This is a genomic window from Olivibacter sp. 47 (assembly GCF_030372825.1).
GTDB lineage: Bacteria > Bacteroidota > Bacteroidia > Sphingobacteriales > Sphingobacteriaceae > Olivibacter > Olivibacter oleidegradans.
On record NZ_JAUCNR010000001.1, the window covers coordinates 5,574,029 to 5,598,071 of the forward strand.

The following is a 24,043-nucleotide window of genomic DNA, read 5'->3' on the forward strand; positions in this document are numbered from 1 at the left end:
GACGCAACTACTCAACATTCCCCTCCAGGGCTAATAAGAACGCGTAATTCAAGGCAATATCTTTCAGATAATCAAATCTACCGGAAGCGCCTCCATGTCCAAAGTCCATCTCTGTTTTTAGTAATAATACGTTTTTATCCGTTTTCGTAGCCCGTAACTTTGCTACCCATTTTGCCGGTTCAAAATACTGAACCTGGCTATCGTGCAAGCCCGTAGTTACTAACATATTTGGATAAGCCTTTGCTTCTATGTTTTCGTAAGGCGAATAACTTTTCATATAAAAATAGGCCTCTTTATTCTTTGGATTTCCCCACTCATCAAACTCATTCGTAGTGAGCGGTATTGTTTCATCTAACATGGTGTTTACCACATCTACGAAAGGCACTTGTGCAATAATACCATTCCACAAATCCGGCGCCATGTTCATTACAGCCCCCATTAACAACCCGCCGGCACTTCCTCCCTGCGCATATAGATGTCCTTTGCTTGTGTACTGTTTATTAATAAGATATTTCCCGCAGCTAATAAAATCAGTGAAGGTATTTTTCTTTTTCATCATCTTCCCGTCTTCATACCATTGTCTTCCCATTTCTTGTCCCCCTCTAATATGAGCGATCGCAAAGACGAACCCTCGATCCAACAGACTCAAACGGGGGCTGCTAAAAGTTGGATCCATCGATGCCCCATAAGAGCCATATCCGTAAAGCAATAAAGGGGCGCTACCATTCCGTTCAAATCCTTTCTTGTAAACCAATGATATGGGAATGCGAACGCCGTCTTCTGCCTCTGCATAAAGTCGCTCGGTTACGTAAGCTTTCGAATCATAGCCTCCCAGTACCTCTTGCTGTTTTAAAAGCGTTTTTTTCTTCTCTACCATATCATAGTCGAATGTGGAAGAGGGAGTCGTCAGTGAGGTATATCCATAACGAACGATCGACGTATTATATTCCACATTTGCCTGTGTGTAGGCGGTATAGGCTGCCTCGCCAAAATCCAGGTAATGTTCTTCCCCGTTCCGGAGGCTCCTAATATTCAACTGCGTTAATCCATTCTTTCGCTCGGAAACGACTATAAAGTCCTTAAACTCGTCTATGCCCTCCAAAAGCACGTCCTTGCGATGCGGAATAACTTCTTTCCAATGTTCAATATCCGTCTTATCCAAGGGACACTCCATCACCTTGAAATTCAACGCGTCTCTATTAGTCAAGATTAAAAACCGGTCCTCTAAGGCAGTCACTTCATACAACACATCCTTCATTCGAGGCTGGAACACTTTAAACAAATCGCTTGGTTTATCTGCAGAGATAAATCTGGTTTCCGAACTGGTTGTTGCCCCCGAATAGATATAAATAAATTTGCCCGATTTAGCTCTGGCTACGCCTATGTAATTACTATTATCTTTCTCTTCATAAACAACCAGGTCCATACGCACATCGGTACCAAGCTCGTGTTTTTTTATCTTTTCAGTTAACAATGTCACCGGATTCTTCGCCGTATAAAAGAAGGTTTTGTTATCATTTGCCCACGCAACGGCACCGGTGGTTCCTTTAATCTCCTCCGTATAAAGCGCCCCGGTTTCCAGATTTTTAATAAATATTGTGTATTCTCTACGAGATACGGTGTCTACACCGAAAGCCATTAATTTATTGTCAGGGCTGATACTGAAGCCGGTTGCACTGAAGTAAGGATGTCCTTCTGCCATTTTATCAACATCCAATAAAATCTCTTCTGTTGCATCGAGCGATCCCTTTTTTCTGCAATACTTAAAGTATTGTTTGCCGTCTTCCGTTCTAGTATAATAAAAATACCCGTTTTTAAAATAAGGTACAGACTCATCCTTCTCTTTTATACGAGCCCGCATTTCTTTGAATAAGGTTTCCTGAAATTCTTTAGTACCCGACATCATGGTGTCGAGATAGGCATTTTCAGTATTCAAATAATCGATTACTTTCGTGCTATCAGGTCCTTTTTTAAAGTAATCAATCATCCAATAATAATTATCTACTACCGTATCGCCATGGATTGTTCTTTCGTGGGGAATCTTCTCTGCAACCGGTGCTTTTGAATCGGGCCACCGATATCCTTGTGTTTCTTGATTTTTCTCTCCGCAGGAGGCTAAAAGTGTTAATAATATCATGGGTATATGTTTCATGTTGGACAACGGAACTTACCAGTACTAAGATAAACATTTTGAAGCGATCTGTACCTAGTAAATAAAATAGGACGCTACCCTTGTCTCGCTTCATTCAAAGACTTATATTCAGCGCTAAATTAACGTTCACAATGATAAATAAAACCTTTATCCTTTCACTTTTCTTGCTATATGGTCTCTATTCCTTATCGCATGCCCAAGAAAAACTCTATAGTGAAGCTCAAGGGAAGTATGTTCTCAATGTAGCCGGTGCCTCCCACCTAGCTAAGCTACCGCTGAAATGTATGCAGCAAGAATTTCCTTACAAAACGAGTGTCACCTTTTCGGACACCTCCTTAATAACAAGGCCCAGAAATTACCATCCGGCATTTTATGGTTGCTTCGATTGGCATAGCAGTGTACACGGTCATTGGATGTTGGTAAGATTGCTCAAACTTTTCCCTCATCTCCCGGAGGCAGCAGAGATTCGAACTAAACTTCGTACCAACCTAAGTGCAGACAATATATTAACGGAAGTCGAAATTTTTAAAGATGAGCAGCAGCGGGGCTTTGAAAGGACCTATGGATGGGCATGGCTCCTACAGCTGCAAAAAGAGCTGTTATCGTGGAACGATCCCTTAGGAAAAGAACTAAGTAAAAACCTTGAGCCCTTGGCACAGCAACTCGTTCGCTTGTATATAAATTACTTACCCAAGATGAATTATGCGGTACGCGTGGGTGAACATAGCAATCTGGCTTTTGGGCTGACTTTGGCCTATGACTATGGAATGGAAACAAAAAATGATTCTTTGCTTCATATTGTTCGGGAAACCGCGCTACGCTTCTACAAAAAAGACACGGGATGTCCAATCAATTACGAACCGGGTGGCTCAGATTTTCTGAGTCCTTGTTTAGAGGAGGCCGATTTAATGTGGCGTATACTCCCCGCAAAAGACTATGCTTCCTGGATCGAGCGGTTTTTACCTGATTTATTTAACGGTCCGGCAACCCTCACACCCGGAACCGTAACAGACAGAACCGATGGTAAGTTGGTGCATCTAGATGGTTTGAATTTAAGTCGTGCCTGGTGTCTATACGGTATTGCCCACCACAGTCGTAAAAACAAGGCGGCTTTAATTAATCTGGCAAAGAAACACCTTACAGCCGCTTTACCACATGTCGCTAGCGGAGATTACATGGGCGAGCATTGGCTGGCTTCTTTCGCCGTCTATGCTTTAACCATACAGTAAGAAGGTAAGGGTTTAGGGCAAGGCATTAAGGCACCGTATGCTTAAAGCCTTGCCCCTACACCGTATTCTTTACACCTTTTACCTCAAACCTTCCCGTCCTTAAAATTTTACATTAAGTCCCAATAGAAAGTTCGTTCCTGCTTGCGGGAAGTAGAAATTTGATGTATAAACCGCCGGATCTCCTTGATAAATAGAACTATAGGTATAACCATTCGACTCATATTTTTCATTGAAGATATTATTAACTAATAAGGATAACCCGATATTCTTTACGCTTTTAAATTTCAATTGATAGGACAATCGTAAATTATTGACAAAAAAGGCATCTAAACTTCGATCAACATTCGAGGTATTGTCGAGGTATTGTCTTGATACATATTTAGAGATAAACGCAATTTCTCCGTTTTTTACCGGTACGAAAGCCAATTCGCTTGATCCAACGAAAGAGGGTGAAAGCGCAATCGTTGTACGTTCGTAATGATTTACCTGTTGATCTGACACATTCCAATCAGCGTCATAAATATTAATGTATTCGTAAAAGTCCTTGATTTTGTTGCTACTTAAAGCACCGGTCAATGCCCAAGAGAAGGTACGGATAGGCTGCCATTTCACATCGGCTTCCAATCCCAGGCGATAGCTATCGGGGACATTCATGCGTGTTTGGGCGCCAACATCGTTAATCTGTCCTGTTAGAATAAGCTGATTCTTATATAGCATCGCATAGCCATTGATTCCCATATTAACGTGAGCGGTTGACAAGCGATAGCCCAACTCGATATCTTGCATACGCTCTGCTTTTGGCCTACTATCCGGTGTGGAGTTTTCATAGTCATCCCGCACAGGCTCTTTATTGCCAACGGCATAAGAAAGATACGCTTGGCTATTGTTGGCAAATCGATAAGTCATACCTACTTTTGGGTTAAAGAAATTGAGGTCCGCTTCTTGTTGCACGTTATTCAGATTTCTATCAAAACCTAGGAAAGAATAGGTGACACGCCTGTATTGCACATCTGCAAAAAGTGAAAAGTTTGCCATTTGATATTCCCCTTTTGCGAATATATTAAAGTCTGTTTTCTTGGCATCATTAAAGTAATACCGATAACGCGTATCAAATGCGCCCTTATCAATCTCATGAGCTGCACGTTCAAACAAGGGGTTTCTAGACCATGTGATGTCTCCATAATGATCTCCTTTATATTCATTATAAGCCCCGCCAAGGGTTAGATTAAGCTGGTCGCTGGCTTTATATTGCCCGGAATACGTTATCCCGTAAAAATGGTTGGACAACCATCTTTCCCGTACCAGGTCTGTTGAAGAAATAGTACTATCTCCAACCGCTACGGGGGCTAAACCATAGTCTTCGTATGCAGCGCCTGTTTTATATTCTTCGTAATAACCACGCCCTCTCGTGTAATGTAAAGCGCCATTTAAATTAAGTTTATCCGATACACTCGTAGAGTATAAAAGTTGGTAATGATCCTGCTGATAATTGTCGTTTTGATTTTTATATAAGAAAGAATTATAGCGACGGGGATCTGCGTTTCTTATATTCTCTGCATCTTCTCCAATTAACCCATTTGCTGATATATAGGCCTCTATATCAGCGGCCGTTCCAAAAAGCTTTTCTTCAGGCACACCGTTCCACGCTTGATAGGTTTTTTCCTTCCCGGAAAAGACATTGGCTCTTAACAAGCTTTTTTTTCCATACCAAGCACCGCTTAAAAAGAAAGACTTAAGATCAGACGCACCACGATCAACGAAACCGTCCGACTTAATGCGAGACAGACGACCATCAAAAGTGAACTTATTATTGATTAGCCCTGTACCAATTCGCACGGTATTTTTCCAGGTATTGAATGATCCGTAAGAGTTATCTAATTCGGCATAGGATGTATCAACCCGTGTATTCGTTTGTATATTGACACTGGCACCGAAGGCGCCCGCTCCATTCGTAGAAGAACCAACACCACGCTGAATCTGTATATTGTCCACAGAGGACGCAAAGTCGGGAAGATTCACAAAAAAAGACCCCATACTTTCTGCATCATTATAAGGAATTCCATTGACCGTCACATTTACCCGCGTAGGGTCGCTTCCTCGGATACGCATTCCTGTATAACCAACGCCTGCACCCGCGTCTGAGTAAGTGACAACACCGGGTGTTTGATCAAGCAAGTACGGCAAATCTTGCCCTAAATTATTCTTTGCGATATCCTGACGGTTAAGATTCTTATACGTTGTTGCCGCATTTGCATTAGCTCGAGTGGCATTAACAATAACTTCATCGGCTATAAACTCCTGTTGGCTCAATGACACAATAAATTCTTCAGTCGATGGTAAAACCAATTTCTTTTCAACGGGCTTATAACCAACATAACTTATACGGATCGTATAGCTTCCGTCTTTTAGATTCTTAAACAAGATATTACCTTGCCGGTTGGTTTGCCCGTTTGCTAAAGACCCTACTACAGAAACACTGGCACCACCAAGTGGTTTGTTTTCGTCTTTATCGACTACTTTCACGGATAGATTGGTCTGCGCCCATAAGAACATCGGACTAAATGCGGCCAAGATAAAAAGCAAGCCTCTCTTTTTCACAATATACATATATTTTTAATTCGCCTTACCGTTGATAGGGGTTACAACAGTTAATTACTACACTTAAATAAAATATAACCTCATTTGGTAATTCTTCCCTCCCTACGCCGGCATTATCCGGATCAGGTGTTCAGAAAAGTACAGCTTGTCGCTTCCTTTTTCTGATGGGTATAATCTCAGCCCTGATTTGTGTTTTAAAAAAACAAGGCACCCCTTTAGTGATGTACGGGCAAATTTACGAATTATTTTTTTGCTTTCACCAATCTGAATTTAGTCCCAGGAATTACCTTCAGTGAACTTAATATATGTTCTTTATGCTTGATCATAAAGAACCAAACAATCAAGGCTGCACATCCTTCGCTAAAGATTTAGGTTCATCGATCAAATCATGTGGAGCCGCCCCTCCCTTCAATCCACGCTTCGCTTTTCACATGATTTTTTTGCCTTGGCTATCCTAAATCTTCTTAACGCTCACGCTGTGAGGCCGTTCTTTCCGGCCCATCGAGGCCCCTTGCAAAACCGTTCCGAAGTGCTTACATGGCCTTGGAGGATATCGACGCAACGAGCAGCAAAGCATTTGTACATAGGTTCATATTGTAATACCCAAGCGGATTGAAGAAGTGAAACGGCTCCAATACGCGCCAGTGATGCTTTGCCATCAGGTGCAAGGTAGCATCCATAGCCTTGATCTTTGCGTCGGTTTGGATCAAGCCAAAGCGACAAAAAATGATTAAAATAAACGTTCTTTTAATACAACCACCACAACATACAGCAAAATATAAATCACTGATTATCTGGTTTTTATCCTTATTAAGGCCTTTGTGATTCTCCGACCTTTATGCATTTTAAACGATATACTTTTAGCTTTTAACTTCTTCTCCCTTATAAGGATAAAAGACAAAATTTGCACCTTCGGGTACAATAACGAAAAGACACATGAAATCTTCAGGCTTTTTATAGGTCTTTATAAAATGTTCCTTTCGCGATTTAAGAATGACTCCCTTCTCTACAAACTCTTCCAAGGTGGATGCTTGGATAGTCCATTGCGTGCCGAGTTCGTTTCTATCTAATATGAGTTCGCCCAGATTGACCTCATGTTGATGAGCGATAAAAATAGGATATTGAGAGAGCCCTTCCGCCATAATCTCGATAGCAACTTCCTTAATTGAATCTTTATAAAAGTTCAAATCAACGCGCAAGCTCTTTAAGGGACTATCTTTTTTCGGAGCCTGTCCATCGTCACCGGCTTGTGCGGATAATAATTCTTCTAAATTCATTTTCTTTACCGTTATAAGTTTTACGTAGTACGTTATAAGTCTTAAAACGTAGAACTTAAAGCATATTACTTCTTCTTCTCCAATAAAACTACATTTTCCACATGCTGCGTATGAGGAAACATGTCAACCGGTTTAATTCGTTTTACCAGGTATTTCTCATTTAACAAAGCTAAATCTCTTGCCTGCGTTGCCGCGTTACAGCTAACATATACAATTCTCGGAGCCTCCAGTTCTAGCAGCCTTGCTATCACATCCGGATGCATCCCTGCCCGCGGCGGATCGGTAATGATCAAGTCCGGTTTTCCATGGGTTGCCGTAAATTCGGGAGTCAGCACGTCTTTCATATCCCCCGCGAAAAACAAGGTATTCTCAATGCCGTTGATCGATGAATTCAATTTTGCATCTTCAATAGCCGATGGTACATATTCTATTCCGATTACCTGTTTAACATCCAATGCAACGAAATTGGCGATGGTTCCGGCACCTGTGTATAAATCGTATACCAATTCATGGCCCTTTAAGTTCGCAAACTCTTTGGTTATACGATAAAGCTCATATGCCTGTTCTGAATTTGTCTGATAAAAAGATTTAGCTCCGATTTTAAACCGTAATCGCACGGAACGGTTCGGTAAGGACATTTCTTCAAAAATATGGTCTTTTCCCGCGTAGGTAATAATCTCCTGGTCGAAAATCGTATCGTTTTTTTTCTGATTAATGATATACTGCAAGGAGCTAATCTCCGGAAACCGTTCCTTCAAAAATTCCATTACTTGCACAATTTGTTCTTGCGTCGGGTAAGCAAAAACCACCACAACCATTAAGTCGCCCGTAGTTGAAGTACGAATCATCAGATTCCGGAGCGCCCCCTCATGATTTCGAAGATCATAATAGCTAATCCCCTTTTCGATTGTTAACTGTTTAAGTTCATTTCTAATGGCGTTAGACGGATCTTTCTGCAAATAGCAATGTTCTATTCCCAGAATTTTGTCGAATCGTAGCGGAACATGAAAACCTAAAGCACTCATCTCGTGTTCCTTTCCGCTTGCGATATCTTCCGTCGTTAACCAGCGCTTATTTGAAAAAGTATACTCCAGTTTGTTTCTGTAGTATACCGTATGAGCCGAGGGCAAAATTTCTTCCATAGAGGAGGTGTCTATCTTGCCTATTCGGCTTAAAGCATTATCGACACTCTTTTGTTTATACACTAGTTGTGCCCTATAGTCCATATGTTGCCACTTGCAACCACCGCACACTCCGAAATGCGCACAGAAAGCGTCGAGTCTATGTTTTGAAGCCTGTTTGACCTTTGTGATCTTCGCCTCTGCAAAATTTTTCTTTTTACGGATAAGCTCAACATCAACTACATCTCCGGGAATCGCTTTTTCTATAAAAATTACTAAGTCATCGGTCTTCCCAACGCCCTTTCCTTCTTCCGCTATGTCGATAACTTCAATATTCTCGAGCAGCTTTTTGTCCTGTGGAATCTTTTTTTTCATGAGGATGCAAAATTAGGTAAAATGCTCGTTATTCGCGAACGGAAATATGAAGCGGGTCTCTTAAAGATACTTCATCGTTTTTATTAACGACAGAAGAAAAAACGCTTGAAGAGGAAGAAGAATCCCTTCTTTTTTACCGCGCTTTTATCGAAGCGACTTTCTATCATCATCGAAAAATGAAGGAGCTCACGGCGCATAGAAATGAATTTTGATATAAATGTATGTTTTTTATACCAAAAACCAAAACGGTTCTGCGCTTAGCACACGGGTAAAACCGCGGGTGATGTTTAATCGAGCGACGGAAAAGAAATCCCTTTTATTTTTCGAAATAGTTCTACTGCGTATAAATCTGTCATACTGGAAACAAAATCTAATACCGATCGTATTTTTCCGTAGGTAGATCTTTCTTCCCGTTTATATTGGTTAGGAATCAGCGCGGCCACTTTCTTGTCGTAAGATGAGGCGTGGTTGAGATAAGCGGGTACAAACTCTTCCAGTAAACCGCTCATTACCTTATAACCTGCAACCTCAATTTGCACAACCGCCGGTGCGTTATAAATTTTATCAATTGAAATTCGTTCAATGGTTTTCATAACCTCTTTCAAGTGACTCGAAATATTGTCGATCAAAGAGGATTCAAAATTACCGGACAAAACTTCGTGCTCTTTTGCAAAAAAGACATGAGAACATTCCTGGATCAAGGTGCTAATAGCTTTTGCTCTTAACAAGCTCACGCGACTATCAACATCATTTATATCTGCCAGCCGCTTTTTTATATTTCCGTCATTTGTTAACGGAATCAACAATTCTTCCACTTCGACAGCAGAGAGTATGCCTAACCGATGAGCGTCCTCAACATCAATGATATTATAGCAAATATCGTCAGCAGCCTCTACCAGATAAACCAAAGGATGACGTTTATACACTTCTTGGCAGGATTCATCTTGTTCCATACCAAGTTCTTTGGCTATTTTAATAAACGATTCTTTTTCAGGTTGAAAATATCCATATTTTTTTCGATGGAGGCCTCTTCCTTTAACGTTTCCATCAATCGCTGCACATGGATACTTTACAATTGCCGCTAAAGTACTATAGGTTAATGCAAAGCCGCCGGCTTCTTTCCCGTTAAATTGATGCGTTAAAATGCGCAATGCATTTGCGTTTCCCTCAAAGTGAGTGAGGTCTTGCCATTCAGCAGCTGTTACTTGCTCTTTATACTTCAAGCCATCTCCACTTAAAAAATAATGAGAAATAGCCGCTTCTCCCGAATGCCCAAAGGCAGGATTTCCCATATCATGTGCTAAGCAGGCGCTGGAAACGATATTTCCTATTTCTTGTAAATAAGGGTACTGTTCATCCAGCGCTGAAAACACTTCTTTCTTTTTGGTATAGAAAATTCTGCCCAGTGATCGTCCAACACTGGCGACTTCTAAACTATGTGTCAGCCGGTTATGGACAAAAACACTTCCTGGTAAAGGAAACACTTGTGTTTTGTTCTGAAGACGCCTAAAGGGCGAAGAAAAGATCAATCGATCATAATCTCGTTGGAATTCCGATCTCGCGATATCTTGATTTTTTATTTCCCGATGTTCGTATCCCCAGCGTTTTGCAGAAAGTAGTTGTTTCCAGTCCATTCTTCAAGTTTGCCACAAAGATAAGGCTTAATTGTTTAATCAAAACTCTCCGTACATCTTTATAAATTTAAGCAGCACCCCATTACTCCAACCAAAACCATCCTGAGCAGGATATTCTCCACCTCCAGCCTCTACATGGGCATCAATCACGTTATATTTCTCCATCATCTTTCCTGTTTGTTGGTAAACTTTGGTATTTAATGCGATCCATCGTTTGGCGACATTTGAAGCCAAATCAAATTGACGATAATTTTGCAAACCTTTTACTACCATCCATTGCAAGGGCGCCCAACCGTTGGGTGCATCCCACTGTTGGCCTGAGATTTTGAGCGACGTGATAATTCCGCCACTCTTTAGAAAATTTTTACGAATCATCTCGACCGCTTTCTTTATTCCTTTTTGCGGTGCAATACCAATAAAGAAGGGCGTAAAACCTGCAATTGTAGTTTCTTTTGACAAGGAATCAGTCCGAATATTATAATCATAATACCAACCGTCGCGTTTATTATAGCAATACTGATGAATAGCTTGCTTTCTATATTTAGCAATCCGTTTATATTTGATTGCCTTACCTTTATCGCCCAAAAGTTTATAACTCTTTTCAATCGTCCTTTCCAGATGATACAAAAGACAGTTCAAGTCGATGGGTATAATTCTCGTTGTCTCAATGGTGTGCAGGTCTTTGCCATCTACCATCCATCTCGAACTGAAATCCCAACCGCTTTCGGCACCCGAGCGGATGTCGCGAAATAAACGGGAATCTTTCTTTTCCGCAACAACAGTTAAATGAGCGTCTTCATAGTACGACTCTTGACGGGCAATATTTAACTGGTCATAATACCGATTTAAGAATTGCCCATCCGACATTTCCACTACATGTTTGGCCTTTTGGGTTTTGTCCATCCAATAAGCATATTCTTTTAACAAAGTTCCGAGGTAATCCCGGTACACTGCTCCGCCTTTTATTTCTGCCAATAAATCCAGCATAAGTGAAAAATAGGGTGGCTGGGATCGGCTTAAAAAGTAACTTCTATTGCCATTTGGAATGTGTCCATAGCGGTCGATCATAAAAGCGAAATTCTTTACCATATTTTCAATCATCTCATACTCGCCACTTTCTTGTAAGCCTAGCATGGTAAAATAGGAGTCCCAGTAGTAGATCTCATTGAAACGGCCACCGGGAACGATATAGGGAAAGGGAAGTGGCAACAATGAATTTCCGGGAATCACTTTATCGGGTTCTCTTCTCAGAACCGACCATAATTTTTCTATATGCTCAACAATTGGGGTATTCGCATCACTGTAATACTGAACGTCGTGAGGCTGTGGGAGTTCAAAATTTGCTTTTACAAAATCGATTAATGAAAAGTCTTTTATCTGCCTCTGAATTCGAAAGCGTTGTAAAATCACTTCCGGTGTTTCTTTCGGAATAGCGTCTACGAATGTTTTATTATCGGCGAATATCCGTTGCAACTGGACTTCCTTAAACAAATCGCCATAAATTTGATCTGGAGTTAAACAATGTTCTGTGATGGACATGCCCGTTATTTTTTGCTCCTTCCGATGTGACTTGCTATTACTTTATCTTAACGCATGCGCAAACGCAATACCTGATTACTAGCTGTAATGTACAGGGTTTTATCATTGTCCGCTAAGCAGCAATTGGAAACACGTTGCTTTATATGTATTTTTCCTATCAATTCATACGAACTGTTGAAGATCCAAATTCCTCCAGGGCCGCTAGCGAAAATATTTCCATTTTTATCTACTTTAAAGCCATCGGGCCCGCCACCAAATTTGCTAAAATCGAAAACAATCCCGGCCGACTTCAGGGAATCATCGGGAGTAATGTCAAAAGCATAGAGCATCGGCTTTTGATTGTCCGAATTACCGACATATAACCTATTTTCATTGGGGCTAAAAGCGATTCCGTTAGGCCTGTGGATGCTGTCGATCAACAAGCTTAAGCGACCCATCGTATCTAGTTTATAGACCCCGCAGAAATCCAACTCCTGTTGTTCAATATGTTGATCATTCAATCCATAAGGCGGGTCAGTAAAGAATAAATCTCCGTTACTTCGCTCTACAATATCATTCGGGCTGTTCAATTTTTTCCCCTTCCATTTGGCGGCGAGCGTGGTATATTTAGCTTCGGGATGACTTAATAAAGCGTCCATACGGGCTATCCGCCGATCACCATGCTGGCAAAGAACTAAATTTCCCCGCCGGTCCAATAGCAAGCCATTTGATCCGACTTCTCCTCCTCTTGCCCTGTTACTTGTATATCCGGAAGGTTCCAAATATAATGCTAAGCCCCCTTGTTCCGTCCATTTAAAAACCTTATTGGGTGGAATATCGGAAAACAAAAGCATTGCCGCTTCTTCTACCCACAAAGGCCCTTCCACCCATGTGAACCCTTCAGCAATGATCTCCAAATCAGCCCCGACATTAATTAATTTGTCCAGATCCGTATGGATTCTTTCGATATTGGCTTCTATATTCTTAGTAGGTCGATTTTTAACATCGTTGCCGCAAGAGAACAATCCTGTAAGCGCTATTATGGTGAAAAATTTTAGCATGTGGTTTCTTCTATAACTCCCCTGTCCTAAATAAGTTTTCTTCTCTTCCGTTTTTTTGTAACAGCCGGAAATGCGATGCTATCGCCTTCCAGAACGGGTAACAGTGATAAGGCAAACCATATTCAGCTGCATATCTACGAATTACCCGCGTGATATAAGGATAATAGGTGTGCGCAACCCCTGGAAACAGGTGATGGGCTACGTGGTGCGTAAAGCCGCCAAAGAGGAAATTGGCCAACATACTATCGGCACTAAAATCCTTTGTTACACGCATCTGATGCTCCGCCCACGTTGTTTGCATTTTCCCGTCTTCGGGAGGCATCGGAAAGTGTGCGTGTTCATCAACATGGGTTGATAGCAACGCTATAACACCTAATGCGCTTCCCGATAAGTGCATCACAAACCAGGCCAACAAAATCATATACCATGGTTGCTGTAAAACCAGCATCGGCACAAACAGCAAATAAAACAGGTTAAAAATCTTACAGGCAAATAATTTGATATATTCAATTTTCGGGATGGTAACTACCCGTTTTAAGTAATTGTCCTTCGTTCCGAAAAAATCTTTAAAATCTCTTATAAAAAGCCAATTAAGGGTGTAAAAGGGATATAATAAAAACATATAAATATGTTGATATTTATGATAGTTAAAAAACGGGCTGGATGGGAATATACGTGCTAAGTCACTCTGTTTAATATCGATATCCCAGTGTTGTATATTCGCATAAGGATGGTGTAAAACCAGATGCCTCTTTTTCCAGATAAAGCTATTGCTGCCGAAAAGTTCGAGCACGTTGGTAAACCATTTGTTGTATTTAGGGTTTCTGAAGACAGCATTATGAGCGGCATCGTGAAAGGCATTTACAAATAATACAATCATAAACATACCCGCTAATATATAGAAGAAAAAAAGACCTCCTTTGGTATGGCCAAAAACCAATATCCCTACATAACTTCCTAAAAAACCAAATAATAGAAAAAAGGACTTTATAATATTTCCTGTTTGTATACGCGGATTTTTAAGAATGTTTTCATGTACTTCTTTCTGCATTTTTTTAAAAAAATCGTCAGCTGAAGCTTTTTTAAATGTAGGTTTTATAAGTTTTTCCATATTTCTCAAAGTAATCGCTTGGTTCGACAAAAATGTTCATTGATTCTATCTCACTACAAAAATGAGACGATTTAGTTCTAGCTAATTTCTAGCGATTTTTATTTTTACATAAGCAAGACTCAGCTTTCTTTTCTATTCCTCTTCCAATAAGACGACGGACTCTCACCAAAAAAATTCTTAAAATCTTTCAACAAATGATTCTCATCATAAAAGCCACTTTTAAGTGCGATTGATAAGAGCTTATCCTCTCCTTCCTCAAAATAGTTGCATGTTCGTAAAATACGCTGTGTCCGCGCATATTCCTTTGGACTTATCCCAATACATTGAAGAAAGTTCCGCTCTAACCATTTATAATTTGTTCCCACCCGCTTCGATACTTCCTGTATTGAAATATTACCATGATGCATGCCGATATATTTCATGGCTTCTCTCAAAATACCATTTTGTCCATGCTTCATAGTTAAATGCCTTCTAATAAACTGTTCAAAAAATCCAATTTTAGCCCGGATATCGCTCGTTGTATACATGAGATCCAATAGGTTTTTGGCCGGTTTACCGAATAAAGAATCTAAAGGGAAGGCTTTTGCTCCTCGAAGATTGTTATTGGTTTTTGCATCGAGTTGCTGTAAGGCATCGGCCTGAAAGCGGATGATTAATAGTTGATCGATCTGCCTATCACAAGTGATTTTTACCTGTTTTAAGTTTTGACCGCAGCACCATGCTCCAACTATATTTATCGAACTTTCTTTGTTGGTGAACGTTACGTTTATATCCGGATTGGAAAGAAATACCAGCGTGGGCACGCCATCACTTAGCGCTACACAATTCTCCAAATTTATCGACTCGAAGATAACATAGGAATCGATAAATTTAGTTAAATCGGCAGATGGGAGTAGTTTTTTAAATGCCTCCCTTTGATTGCTGTAAGTTATATGTCTAAGTAACTCCACGGGCATATCGCTACAAAGATACTGGTTTTCCTTTAAAACTATCCATAGTGTACGATCTGAGAACTGTCTATTTTTTACTATCACTATGCGGCCAACCCAAGTAATTTTGTAAAGAAAAAGATGATATTACCAATTTTAGCATATGGGGCTACAAACTTAAGAAAAGCCTGTCTAACTGTTTCCCCATCATATCCGGATTTAAACTCTTTCATAAAAAATCTCTGGCAAACCCTGGATAATGCCGCGGGTGTAGGCTTGGCAGCTCCACAAGTCAATGAAAACATACAACTTTTTGTAGTCGATAGTCGAATTAGCTTTTCCAGCGTTAATACCGAGGATATGGCGCAAAAAGACTACCCAGGCATACGGCAAGCTTTTATCAATCCGAAAATCATGGCCCATTCCGACGAAATGGAACTGGATGAGGAGGGTTGTCTGAGTATACCTGGCATTAGCTTCCCCGTAAAAAGATTCTCTTGGATTAAAATGACCTATTTGGATGAAAACTTTCAACTACATACCGATTATTTTTATGGCAGAACGGCACGAATCATACAACATGAATATGACCATATACTTGGAAAATTACCGATTGACTATCTAAGCGAATTGCAGAAACTAATGATAAATAAAAAATTGAACAAAATCCGAAATGGTCGCATAAATCCCGGCTATCCCATGCGTTATTAACATCGGTGTTTTATGACGATTCCCTTACCGAAGGTATTGGTATTTACCCTAATTTCAACAAAAATTATGGGTGTAAGGAGCTTCCTTCTAAATTCTGAGCGCATATGTTTCTTTTGAATATCCTTAAAAAACTACCGCTTTCGGTACTATATCTTTTATCTGATTGCTTAGCCTTTATCGCGTTCAGTATAGTCAAATATCGTCGCAAGGTAGTATTCGACAACCTTTCCAAAGCATTCCCGGATAAAGAACGGAAAGAACTAAGCAAGATTGCGAGGAAATTTTATAAACACATGGCTGACTGGCTAGTAGAAACGCTAAAAGCGTCTAATCTTTCCGAGGCCCAACTTAGAAAGCGTGTCGATTTTAGAAACACCGCAAGCATTCGTGAATATCTTGATCAAGATAAATCGGTTATCGTCTTAACAGCTCATCAATTCAATTGGGAGTGGGTACTTTTATCCGGTTGCCTTGCCTTTGAAACGCCCATCGATGCCATATACATGCCTGTTAACAATAAGCGGGTAGAATCGCTGTTGCTTGCCATACGAAGCCGCTTTGGCGGTTTACCTATCCCGAAAGACGAGGCCTTACCGACACTTATCAAGCGAATCAAAAAGAAGCGGATTATTGCCATGGTGGCAGATCAACGCCCCCCTCAACATGTAACAGACAAGTATTGGGCGCATTTTTTGCAGCAAGAAACCGCTTTTTACCCGGGAGCGGAATCGCTGCCCAAGTTTACCAAGCTTCCGGTCTTCTTCCTGAGAACACGCAAAATTGGAAGAGGCCGGTACACTGTTTCCATAGAGAAAATAGCCGAACCTCCTTATGACTATCTCAAAAAGGAAATCATGCCAACCTATATCGAGAAGGTTGAGGAGCTCCTTAAAGAGCATCCCGATAATTGGCTATGGACGCATAAAAGATGGAAGTATGCGCGCGGCGCTTACGAATAGTGTCATTTTTTCCCATTTATATAGCTTGCTAGTTGCCGAATAGTTGGATAATCAAAAAAGTCGGTCACTTCCACTTTCCCCGGGTAAATCTCTTCGATCTGCTGGTGAATCTGTGCAAGCACCAATGAAGTGGTACCAATTTCGAAAATATTTTCATCTAAGTCGATTCGTTTATTGGCTAATAGTCCGTCACAAATTCCTTTTAAGGTTTTCTCTATTGTGCTCACTCCCTGTTGGCCTTCGTCATCCATAGCGCTCAATTCTAAAAGCTCTTGAATCACCTGATTAAAATCCCCCTGTTGATATCTACTACTTAATTGGTATCGTTGAATTTTTCCGCTCGTCGTTTTCGGTAATTGGTTTATCGGAAGCACCTCCTGCACTTCAATTCCAAGTTGCTCACTTACCACTCCCTTTACAGCATTGATGATCGGAACAAAATCCGGCAGCCTCCCCTTATATAGTATAAAAACCAATATTTTATCCCGTTCCTCACCCTCTCCCCTCACACTAGTTACAGCGACTCTCCCTGTTCCCGTTACGCCTTTGCTTTGTAATATTTGCTCAAGGTCATGAGGATAATAGTTCTGTCCATTTACGAAGATAATGTCCTTCCATCTTCCCGTAACGACCAACTCCCCATCGGTCGTAAGAAAGCCCAAATCTCCCGTATCTAGCCAATCTTCGTGGAAAACTTCGCGATTGAGCTCTTCCTGCTTCAAATAACCTTTCGTTACGTTCTCGCCTTTTATCTCGATTTTACCAATATGATTAGCCGACAGAATTGACTGATCGGGCCCTACAATTCGAACAAAACAACCGGCAATAGGCTTTCCCTCGACAGCAAATGAAACGCCATTCTCTGTATATTGCACTTGTGTATTCATTTGCAGCCGCTCTCGATCAAGCGTTACATAACGAAAACGTTTACCCGGTTCGGGAAAAGCGACAGCCAAGCTCGCTTCAGCCAATCCGTAAACGGTGAACATCGCCGTATCGTTAAGTCCATAAATCTGCATTTTTTTTAAAAATTGCTGCACTAAAGGGACCGCAATGGGCTCTGCACCATTAAATATTAGACGAACGTGATTGAGGGCTAAGGCATCTTGTGATTGGTTTCTCTCCAAAGCACTCAAATAATGTTGATAACCAAAGTTCGGAGAGCAAGTAACGGTACTACGCACTTGACTGATTTTCTGAAACCACAGCCACGGTCTTCTGATAAATAAATCCGTGGGCATTAAATACTGATCTACACCCTGCACGAAAGGGGTTAGATGAAAACCGATAAGTCCCATATCGTGTGTGAGCGGCATCCAACTAAATGTACTATCCGCCTCCGTCATCGCCATGCCCTTGATAATCCCACGAATATTGGTTAATATATTTTTGTGGCTTAGAACAATCCCCTTAGGCGAGCTGGTTGTGCCAGATGAAAACTGAATAATTGCCGTATCAGTTTCTTCTACAGCAATAAAGTCGTCAGCGACAATTAAGGGCGGTATTTCTTCAATCACAATACTTTTCTTCTGAACACTTTGCCAAAGGCCGTTCAAACCATTTAGAGCAACAAATTTTTCCAATCGTTCCTTTTGTGTTGCATCTAAGAGTAACCACGGGGACTGCAATTGTTGCCATATCCGAAAGAGTTTCCATTTATGTTCATCGGAAATTCCGAAAGCAAGCGGAATGGCCGGATTACCGCCCAATATGGCGGCCCAAAAACCCTCTATGAATGCCTCATTCCGTTGGCTCAATAAGATGATCTCATCGCCTTGGGTCACACCCTGGCCGTGCAAAAAGGCGCGTAAGCCCAATGCCCGCTGCTTTAATGTTTCATATGACAGGGCAAACTCTTCCTCTGCACCTCGGATAAAGTGTATACGTGCATTTGGTTCTTTATTACTTATAATCGTATCTACAAGTGTCTTCATTTAAAAAAATTCTATTTCAACAGGGAATGATAATAGCTCCGGCATTAGTTCCTTGGGTTTATCAATCGGGCAAAGAGGGGCTTATCAGGTCTTAAATTTATTTGAGCTTCCATGCTTATTGGCTCATCCACCAAAATCTCCATATCTGTAGTGCGAAGAATCAAGGCGAGATGCAACTGCATCTCTACCAGAGCAAAAAAATCGCCAATACATTGACGTGGCCCCCCCGAAAAAGGAAAATACTCAAAGCGATGTCTTTCCCTTCGGTAAGAAGCATCAAAGCGTTCGGGATTAAATAGGTCCGGTTGTTCCCAATACCTAGGATGTCGGTGGATAACATATGGAGATATGAATATATCGGTTTTCGGAGGCACATGATATCCACCAATGACATCGTCCTGCATAGCGCGTCTGGTAAGAAGCCACCCGGGTGGATAAAGTCGCATGGTTTCCTCAATAACCTGCCTAATATAGGGTAGCTGCTCTAAATGATGAAATCGCAAATGGACGTTTCGCACTTGCAAGGCTTCCTGTTTCGCTCTCGCATAAACCTCCGGATGCTTATGTAATAAGTACCAAGCCCAGGTCAACGCACTGGCTGTCGTCTCGTGACCGGCAACAATTAAGGTCATCATTTCATCTATAATTTCCCTATCAGACATTCCTTGCCCTTCGTCATTTTTAGCTTCCATAATCATCGAAAGAAAATCCTCTTCAACCCGACGTTCCTTGCGTCGAAGATTGATAATCTCTTGAATGGTTTTCGCCAAAGCCCTAAATTTCATGGCAAATACGAGATTACGTTCGTGAACTTCGGTAAGCAGCGCAAAGGGATTTACTCCTTCGCGTTTTTCCAATTGTTGAAAATCAACTGAAAACAATGCCTGTAGTACGATGCGCAAAGTTACCGAACTCAATTCTGCCGTTAGGTTTATCTCTTTGTTGCCGGTCAACCAGTTCGATAACATCGTTTCGTTGGCTTGCGCAATATCATCAGTCAGTTTGGCTATCACTCGTTTGTGAAATGCGGGTTGTATCATCCGTCGCTGTCTTTTCCAATAATCGCCTTCACTTACCATGATCCCATTGCCCAATAAGATCTTTACTCGGTCTATGCCGACGCCTTTTTCGTAATTTCTGTTATTGGTGATCAAAACATGCTTCACCATTTCAGGATCAGAAATTACATAGGTATAATTATTCCGTCTTTCAGAGTAAATCTTATATATATCGCCGTATTGATGAAATAAATTCAAGATGTTCGATAAGGCCTGAGGCCCTTCCTCGACTTCCGATGCCTCTTTGGGACCAAAAGGAATATTTTTATCTGTTAGCAGGTCCATGATCTACCGTTTAATTTAAAAGCTTATTTTTACGAAGCCTTATGGAAAAATATGCACATATTCATGAATACGACAGGGAAATATTACTCCCCTATAGCCGATTTTTCCCGTCAAATCATTTGATATTTAAAACTAAAAATACGGACAGAAAACTGGAGTCGCTACTAGGACTCAAATTGTTGTCAGATTTATTACGTAAAATTGACAGTCAGTGCCAAATTCAGGATATTATGTATACCGCTGAGGGGAAACCCTATTTTAGGGATAGAAATTTACATATTTCTATAGCACATGCCTGCGGAATGGTGTTAGTAGGTTTAGGTGATCATTCCTTGGGGCTTGATATTGAGCATCGCCAAGCCCGTTCGCCTATCATCCCCGAAATACACCTTAATAAAAAACTACTTTTCTTCACCGGTGTCGAAAATTGGATAAAGGCTTGGGTGCACCAGGAAGCAGTCCTCAAAATGTTTGGCTGGGGTGATATGAATTATTGTCAAGACATAATATGGGACTCAGCGAACAAAGGAACTTTTGCAGATTATGCCTTCCTCTTGCAGGAAATAGAGGTGCTTCCTGAATACTACGCCGCCAAATGCTCCTTAATACGGTAAATGCTTCCGTAATTATATCCTCTTTTTTGCGGCCGCAATCTTTCCATGTTAAAAAAGAAAAGCAACAGCCTTAACTTAATATACACCTAACATCAATATAACACCTAAACATCAACTTTGCCTGCGTAAGTGTAAAAACTACACCTAACTTAATGTACAACGCAATTTGATATGTATTTACAAAAACGATTTAGCAGTCTACTAAAGAAGCGAGGACCTTTGCCTACTAAAGCAGGGCTTATGCTACTTTGCAGTCTCGCTGCGAGTCCTTCCATGGCAATGACAGGGAGGTCGTTAAAAGAAAAGCAACCGGTTGAAGCAATGCAGCAAACCGTAAAAGGAACCGTTACTGATGATCGGCAAGTGCCTATTCCCGGGGTAAGCATAAGAGAGAAAAACAAATCTTCAAACGGTACAACAACGGATGGTAGCGGTAATTTTTCTTTGAATGCACCGGTAGGGGCAACTTTGGTTTTTACCTATATTGGCTACGAAACCAAAGAAGTTCTTGTAGAAGAAGGAAATACTCCGTTAATAGTAAGTTTGAATGCCAGTGCCAATGAATTGGAAGAAGTGACTGTTTCCATTGGTTATCAACGGGTCAGGAAATCGGATGTAACGGGTGCGATTTCGAGCGTGAAGAGTGACGAATTAAACCTAACAGCGCCAAAGCTTGGCCAAGCGTTAGTAGGTAAATTGGCCGGTGTGCAGGTTTCCCAAACCAGTGGAGCACCCTATAACAGTACTCGGATCAGAGTAAGAGGTATTGGGTCTATCAATGCCAGCTCGGATCCTTTATATGTCATTGATGGATATCCTGCCGGCAACAATATCAACATTAATCCCAACGACATTGAATCCATAGACGTACTTAAAGATGCTGCCTCTGCCGCTATTTATGGATCCCGCGGAGCCGGTGGTGTTATTTTGATTACGACTAAGAGAGGAAAAGAAGGCACCAGTCATGTTGATTACGATGTGCAAGCCGGCTTTGGTCAACTTTCAAAGAAAGTAGACCTCCTAAATGCCTCTCAGTTCATTGACTTATTGATCGATGGACGTAACAACGCCTATAAAGACTTGGTAATCAACTCGGGTAAAACCTGGTCAGACAATATGCTATTGGATGATAATGCTACGCGGGTGAAACTAGTTGGAAATGCAGGATCCGTACAGATTCCTGCCGATATATATGATTTTTCAACAGGAAAGGCCAAAGCGCCTCAATACGATACCGATTGGCAGGACGAACTCTATCGCAATGCGCCTTTTCAACGACATAATTTATCGTTTTACGGAGGTAGCGAAAAAGTTCATTATTATGTCAGCGGATCTTATCAAAAGCAAGATGGCATTATGCTTGGTACCGACCAAACGCTCTTCAACTTTCGCAGTAATATTGATGCACAGATCAGCAAAAGATTACAAGTAGGAGCGAATATTGCCTTTACTTATAATGATAACAATGAAGTTGGTACCGGTCGTTACAACCAAAGTCCGTCCATGGCAGCCCTGCTTTACCTGCCTTACCTTCCGGCGCGGGATGAAAAGGGTAATCCCATTCAATACCAGATGGCAGAACTTTCTGCGCAAAATTATGGTATTCAGAATCCTGAAAATCCACTTGCTTATGTTTCCATGGTGAAAGATAATCGCAAGGAGCGCCGGTCTTTGTATAATGCCTTTGCTAATTTTGACATTATCGAGGGTCTTCGGCTAAGAGTAAATGGTGGCGTAACAACGTATAACGAAAAATACGATTATTATAAACCGACCAGCCTAAGCGATGGTAACTATGCTCCATATTCGCCACAGGCCATTAATGCGGCCTATGCACAGGCAGATAACCAAGGCGATCTGGATATACTGGGAGAAGCGACCTTAAATTATAAAAGATCTTTCGGCGATCATAACCTCGACGCGTTGATCGGTTATTCCGCACAGCAAACAGATGTAGATTTCACTTCGGTAAGGGCTAATGGTTTTCAAAGCGATGCCATTGGTGAAATCACGGATAAAGGAGCCGCACCAACAAACTTTTGGTTAGAAAAGGCTTATAAACAACGTACTACACTACAATCCTATTTCAGCCGGGTAAGTTACAACTATAAGTCGAAATACTTTTTACAGGGAACTTTCCGTGCAGATGGTTCTTCTCGTTTTGGTCCTAATAATAAATGGGGCTATTTTCCATCTGTATCGGGAGGTTGGACACTCTCGAACGAAGACTTTTATAATGACTGGTTAGGTATGGGGTCGTCGGTAAAAGTTAGAGCAAGCTGGGGCTTGAGTGGAAATAATAACATTGGCGACTACGAAGCCTTAACGGCTTATAATGCGCCGGGAGGGGCGATTATAGGCGGTCAAGTGGCAACAGCTTATTGGCCCGACGATTTAAAGGACCCGAACTTGAGTTGGGAGTCTACTTCGCAATATAATGCCGGCTTGGATGTGGGCATTCTGAATGGCCGAGTGAACTTCTTAGCAAACGTTTACCTAAGTCGCTCGTATAACCTGCTATTTAATCAACCCATTTCGGCAGTATCAGGAACCTCTTCTATCTTAACCAATTTGAAAGACAGTAAGGTGCAGAACAAGGGTTTTGATTTTCAGGTTGATGCCGCACTCATTCAAAAACAGGATTTTAATCTTTCGTTCAGCGGAAACATTAACGTAAACCGGAATAAGGTGTTGGATTTAGGAGGAGCTTCTACCATCTATGTGAACGGTGCCGAACGTTCTTATATCACCCACGTTACCCAGGAGGGTCAGCCCGTTGGTATGTTCTGGGGGTTCAAAGTACTCGGTGTAGCGAACGAGGAAAATTACCAACAGGTGGCTCCTTCTGCGGCTCAATCGAATCCGATGCATCCGGGCGATCTTTACTTTGAAGACATCAACGGTGATGGTATCGTCAACGATAGTGATAAACAGATTATCGGTAGTCCTTATCCCGACTTCACTTATGGTTTTGCTATTAGTGCACGTTATAAAAAATTCGACTTAAGGGCGTCTTTTAATGGCTCTCAGGGAAATAAAATTCTTGATGGCTATGATTATTACCTCTATAATATGGAGGGATCCGGTAATCAATATGCCGATGTTGATCAACGCTGGCGTTCAGCAGCAAGTCCCGGCAACGGAAAGGTATACCGAGCATCCAGAGCAGGCACCCAGAGTAATAGCACGCGTTTATCTGATTTCTATCTGCAAGACGGATCGTACTTGAGAATGACCAATATCATGGTTGGCTTTACCTTCCCGGAGAGATGGATTTCTTCTTTAAAAATATCCGGTGCTCGATTCTTTGCCAGTGTAGATAATCCATTTACGATTACGGATTACAAAGGTTATAATCCGGAGCCTGATTATAATAACGGTAAAAATGCCACCAACCTAACACCTGGAGTAGATTATGGCCTATATCCGTTGGTTCGCTCTTATAACTTGGGATTAAAAGTAACTTTTTAAATAGCA

The 24,043-nt window shown here is 41.3% G+C and carries 16 protein-coding genes; 5 read left to right on the top strand and 11 right to left on the bottom strand.

Translation table 11 applies throughout. The features are described 5' to 3' along the window. Positions 1-7: 7 nt before the first annotated feature. The gene (locus tag QT327_RS24130) at positions 8-2,137 is read right to left on the bottom strand and encodes a S9 family peptidase (protein WP_130854672.1); all 2,130 of its coding nucleotides are present in this window, start codon (positions 2,135-2,137) and stop codon (positions 8-10) included. 146 nt (positions 2,138-2,283) lie between these two features. Between QT327_RS24130 and QT327_RS24135 the strand changes: the two genes are divergently transcribed. Beyond that, positions 2,284-3,381 carry a DUF2891 domain-containing protein gene (locus QT327_RS24135; RefSeq protein ID WP_130854671.1) on the top strand — a complete coding sequence of 366 codons (1,098 nt, stop codon included), beginning with the start codon at positions 2,284-2,286 and terminating at the stop codon, positions 3,379-3,381. A gap of 99 nt (positions 3,382-3,480) precedes the next feature. Here QT327_RS24135 and QT327_RS24140 read toward each other — a convergent pair whose 3' ends face one another. The 8 genes from QT327_RS24140 to QT327_RS24175 all read right to left on the bottom strand — a co-directional run bounded on the left by QT327_RS24140 (position 3,481) and on the right by QT327_RS24175 (position 15,026). Then, on the bottom strand, positions 3,481-5,988 hold the full coding sequence (locus QT327_RS24140) for a TonB-dependent receptor (RefSeq protein ID WP_130854670.1): 2,508 nt from the start codon (positions 5,986-5,988) through the stop codon (positions 3,481-3,483). Positions 5,989-6,839: 851 nt separating this feature from the next. Beyond that, on the bottom strand, positions 6,840-7,256 hold the full coding sequence (locus QT327_RS24145) for a hypothetical protein (protein WP_013664542.1): 417 nt from the start codon (positions 7,254-7,256) through the stop codon (positions 6,840-6,842). Between the two features lie 65 nt (positions 7,257-7,321). After that, positions 7,322-8,752, bottom strand: coding sequence for a 23S rRNA (uracil(1939)-C(5))-methyltransferase RlmD (gene rlmD / locus QT327_RS24150; RefSeq protein ID WP_130854669.1), 1,431 nt, complete (start codon positions 8,750-8,752; stop codon positions 7,322-7,324). Positions 8,753-9,039: 287 nt separating this feature from the next. After that, entirely contained in the window at positions 9,040-10,386 is a 1,347-nt protein-coding gene (locus QT327_RS24155; protein ID WP_013664544.1) for a deoxyguanosinetriphosphate triphosphohydrolase, read from the bottom strand. 39 nt (positions 10,387-10,425) lie between these two features. Beyond that, on the bottom strand, positions 10,426-11,934 hold the full coding sequence (treF, locus tag QT327_RS24160; protein WP_256377671.1) for an alpha,alpha-trehalase TreF: 1,509 nt from the start codon (positions 11,932-11,934) through the stop codon (positions 10,426-10,428). A 38-nt stretch (positions 11,935-11,972) separates the two neighbouring features. Continuing rightward, a complete protein-coding gene (locus tag QT327_RS24165; RefSeq protein ID WP_130854667.1) occupies positions 11,973-12,965 on the bottom strand; it encodes an SMP-30/gluconolactonase/LRE family protein in 993 nt (330 codons plus the stop codon). Between the two features lie 10 nt (positions 12,966-12,975). Continuing rightward, positions 12,976-14,016, bottom strand: coding sequence for a fatty acid desaturase family protein (locus QT327_RS24170; protein WP_242627113.1), 1,041 nt, complete (start codon positions 14,014-14,016; stop codon positions 12,976-12,978). Positions 14,017-14,195: 179 nt separating this feature from the next. After that, positions 14,196-15,026 (bottom strand): helix-turn-helix domain-containing protein, encoded by an 831-nt coding sequence (locus QT327_RS24175; RefSeq protein ID WP_289554182.1) that lies wholly within the window; start codon positions 15,024-15,026, stop codon positions 14,196-14,198. 120 nt (positions 15,027-15,146) lie between these two features. Between QT327_RS24175 and def the strand changes: the two genes are divergently transcribed. Both def and QT327_RS24185 read left to right on the top strand, forming a co-directional pair. Next, a complete protein-coding gene (def, locus tag QT327_RS24180) occupies positions 15,147-15,716 on the top strand; it encodes a peptide deformylase (RefSeq protein ID WP_130854664.1) in 570 nt (189 codons plus the stop codon). A 104-nt stretch (positions 15,717-15,820) separates the two neighbouring features. Beyond that, positions 15,821-16,675 (top strand): lysophospholipid acyltransferase family protein, encoded by an 855-nt coding sequence (locus tag QT327_RS24185; protein ID WP_130854663.1) that lies wholly within the window; start codon positions 15,821-15,823, stop codon positions 16,673-16,675. A 2-nt stretch (positions 16,676-16,677) separates the two neighbouring features. On the opposite strand, the gene QT327_RS24190 is transcribed toward QT327_RS24185, so the two are convergent. Both QT327_RS24190 and QT327_RS24195 read right to left on the bottom strand, forming a co-directional pair. After that, positions 16,678-18,609 (bottom strand): non-ribosomal peptide synthetase, encoded by a 1,932-nt coding sequence (locus QT327_RS24190; RefSeq protein ID WP_289554183.1) that lies wholly within the window; start codon positions 18,607-18,609, stop codon positions 16,678-16,680. A 44-nt stretch (positions 18,610-18,653) separates the two neighbouring features. Further along, positions 18,654-19,952, bottom strand: coding sequence for a cytochrome P450 (locus QT327_RS24195; RefSeq protein ID WP_130854661.1), 1,299 nt, complete (start codon positions 19,950-19,952; stop codon positions 18,654-18,656). Positions 19,953-19,993: 41 nt separating this feature from the next. On the opposite strand from QT327_RS24195, the gene QT327_RS24200 reads away from it, so the two are divergent. Next, complete coding sequence (locus QT327_RS24200) at positions 19,994-20,566, top strand: 4'-phosphopantetheinyl transferase family protein (RefSeq protein ID WP_013664553.1); 573 nt, start codon at positions 19,994-19,996, stop codon at positions 20,564-20,566. A 171-nt stretch (positions 20,567-20,737) separates the two neighbouring features. After that, complete coding sequence (locus QT327_RS24205; protein WP_289554184.1) at positions 20,738-24,037, top strand: SusC/RagA family TonB-linked outer membrane protein; 3,300 nt, start codon at positions 20,738-20,740, stop codon at positions 24,035-24,037. Positions 24,038-24,043: the final 6 nt, after the last annotated feature.

Excerpts from the sequence above, each read along its gene's own strand:
- QT327_RS24130 (WP_130854672.1), bottom strand. The coding sequence starts at position 2,137 with ATGATATTATTAACACTTTTAGCCTCCTGCGGAGAGAAAAATCAAGAA.
- QT327_RS24135 (WP_130854671.1), top strand. The coding sequence starts at position 2,284 with ATGATAAATAAAACCTTTATCCTTTCACTTTTCTTGCTATATGGTCTC.
- QT327_RS24140 (WP_130854670.1), bottom strand. The coding sequence starts at position 5,988 with ATGTATATTGTGAAAAAGAGAGGCTTGCTTTTTATCTTGGCCGCATTT.
- QT327_RS24145 (WP_013664542.1), bottom strand. The coding sequence starts at position 7,256 with ATGAATTTAGAAGAATTATTATCCGCACAAGCCGGTGACGATGGACAG.
- rlmD (WP_130854669.1), bottom strand. The coding sequence starts at position 8,752 with ATGAAAAAAAAGATTCCACAGGACAAAAAGCTGCTCGAGAATATTGAA.
- QT327_RS24155 (WP_013664544.1), bottom strand. The coding sequence starts at position 10,386 with ATGGACTGGAAACAACTACTTTCTGCAAAACGCTGGGGATACGAACAT.
- QT327_RS24165 (WP_130854667.1), bottom strand. The coding sequence starts at position 12,965 with ATGCTAAAATTTTTCACCATAATAGCGCTTACAGGATTGTTCTCTTGC.
- QT327_RS24170 (WP_242627113.1), bottom strand. The coding sequence starts at position 14,016 with ATGCAGAAAGAAGTACATGAAAACATTCTTAAAAATCCGCGTATACAA.
- def (WP_130854664.1), top strand. The coding sequence starts at position 15,147 with ATGATATTACCAATTTTAGCATATGGGGCTACAAACTTAAGAAAAGCC.
- QT327_RS24185 (WP_130854663.1), top strand. The coding sequence starts at position 15,821 with ATGTTTCTTTTGAATATCCTTAAAAAACTACCGCTTTCGGTACTATAT.
- QT327_RS24190 (WP_289554183.1), bottom strand. The coding sequence starts at position 18,609 with ATGAAGACACTTGTAGATACGATTATAAGTAATAAAGAACCAAATGCA.
- QT327_RS24195 (WP_130854661.1), bottom strand. The coding sequence starts at position 19,952 with ATGGACCTGCTAACAGATAAAAATATTCCTTTTGGTCCCAAAGAGGCA.
- QT327_RS24200 (WP_013664553.1), top strand. The coding sequence starts at position 19,994 with ATGGAAAAATATGCACATATTCATGAATACGACAGGGAAATATTACTC.
- QT327_RS24205 (WP_289554184.1), top strand. The coding sequence starts at position 20,738 with ATGTATTTACAAAAACGATTTAGCAGTCTACTAAAGAAGCGAGGACCT.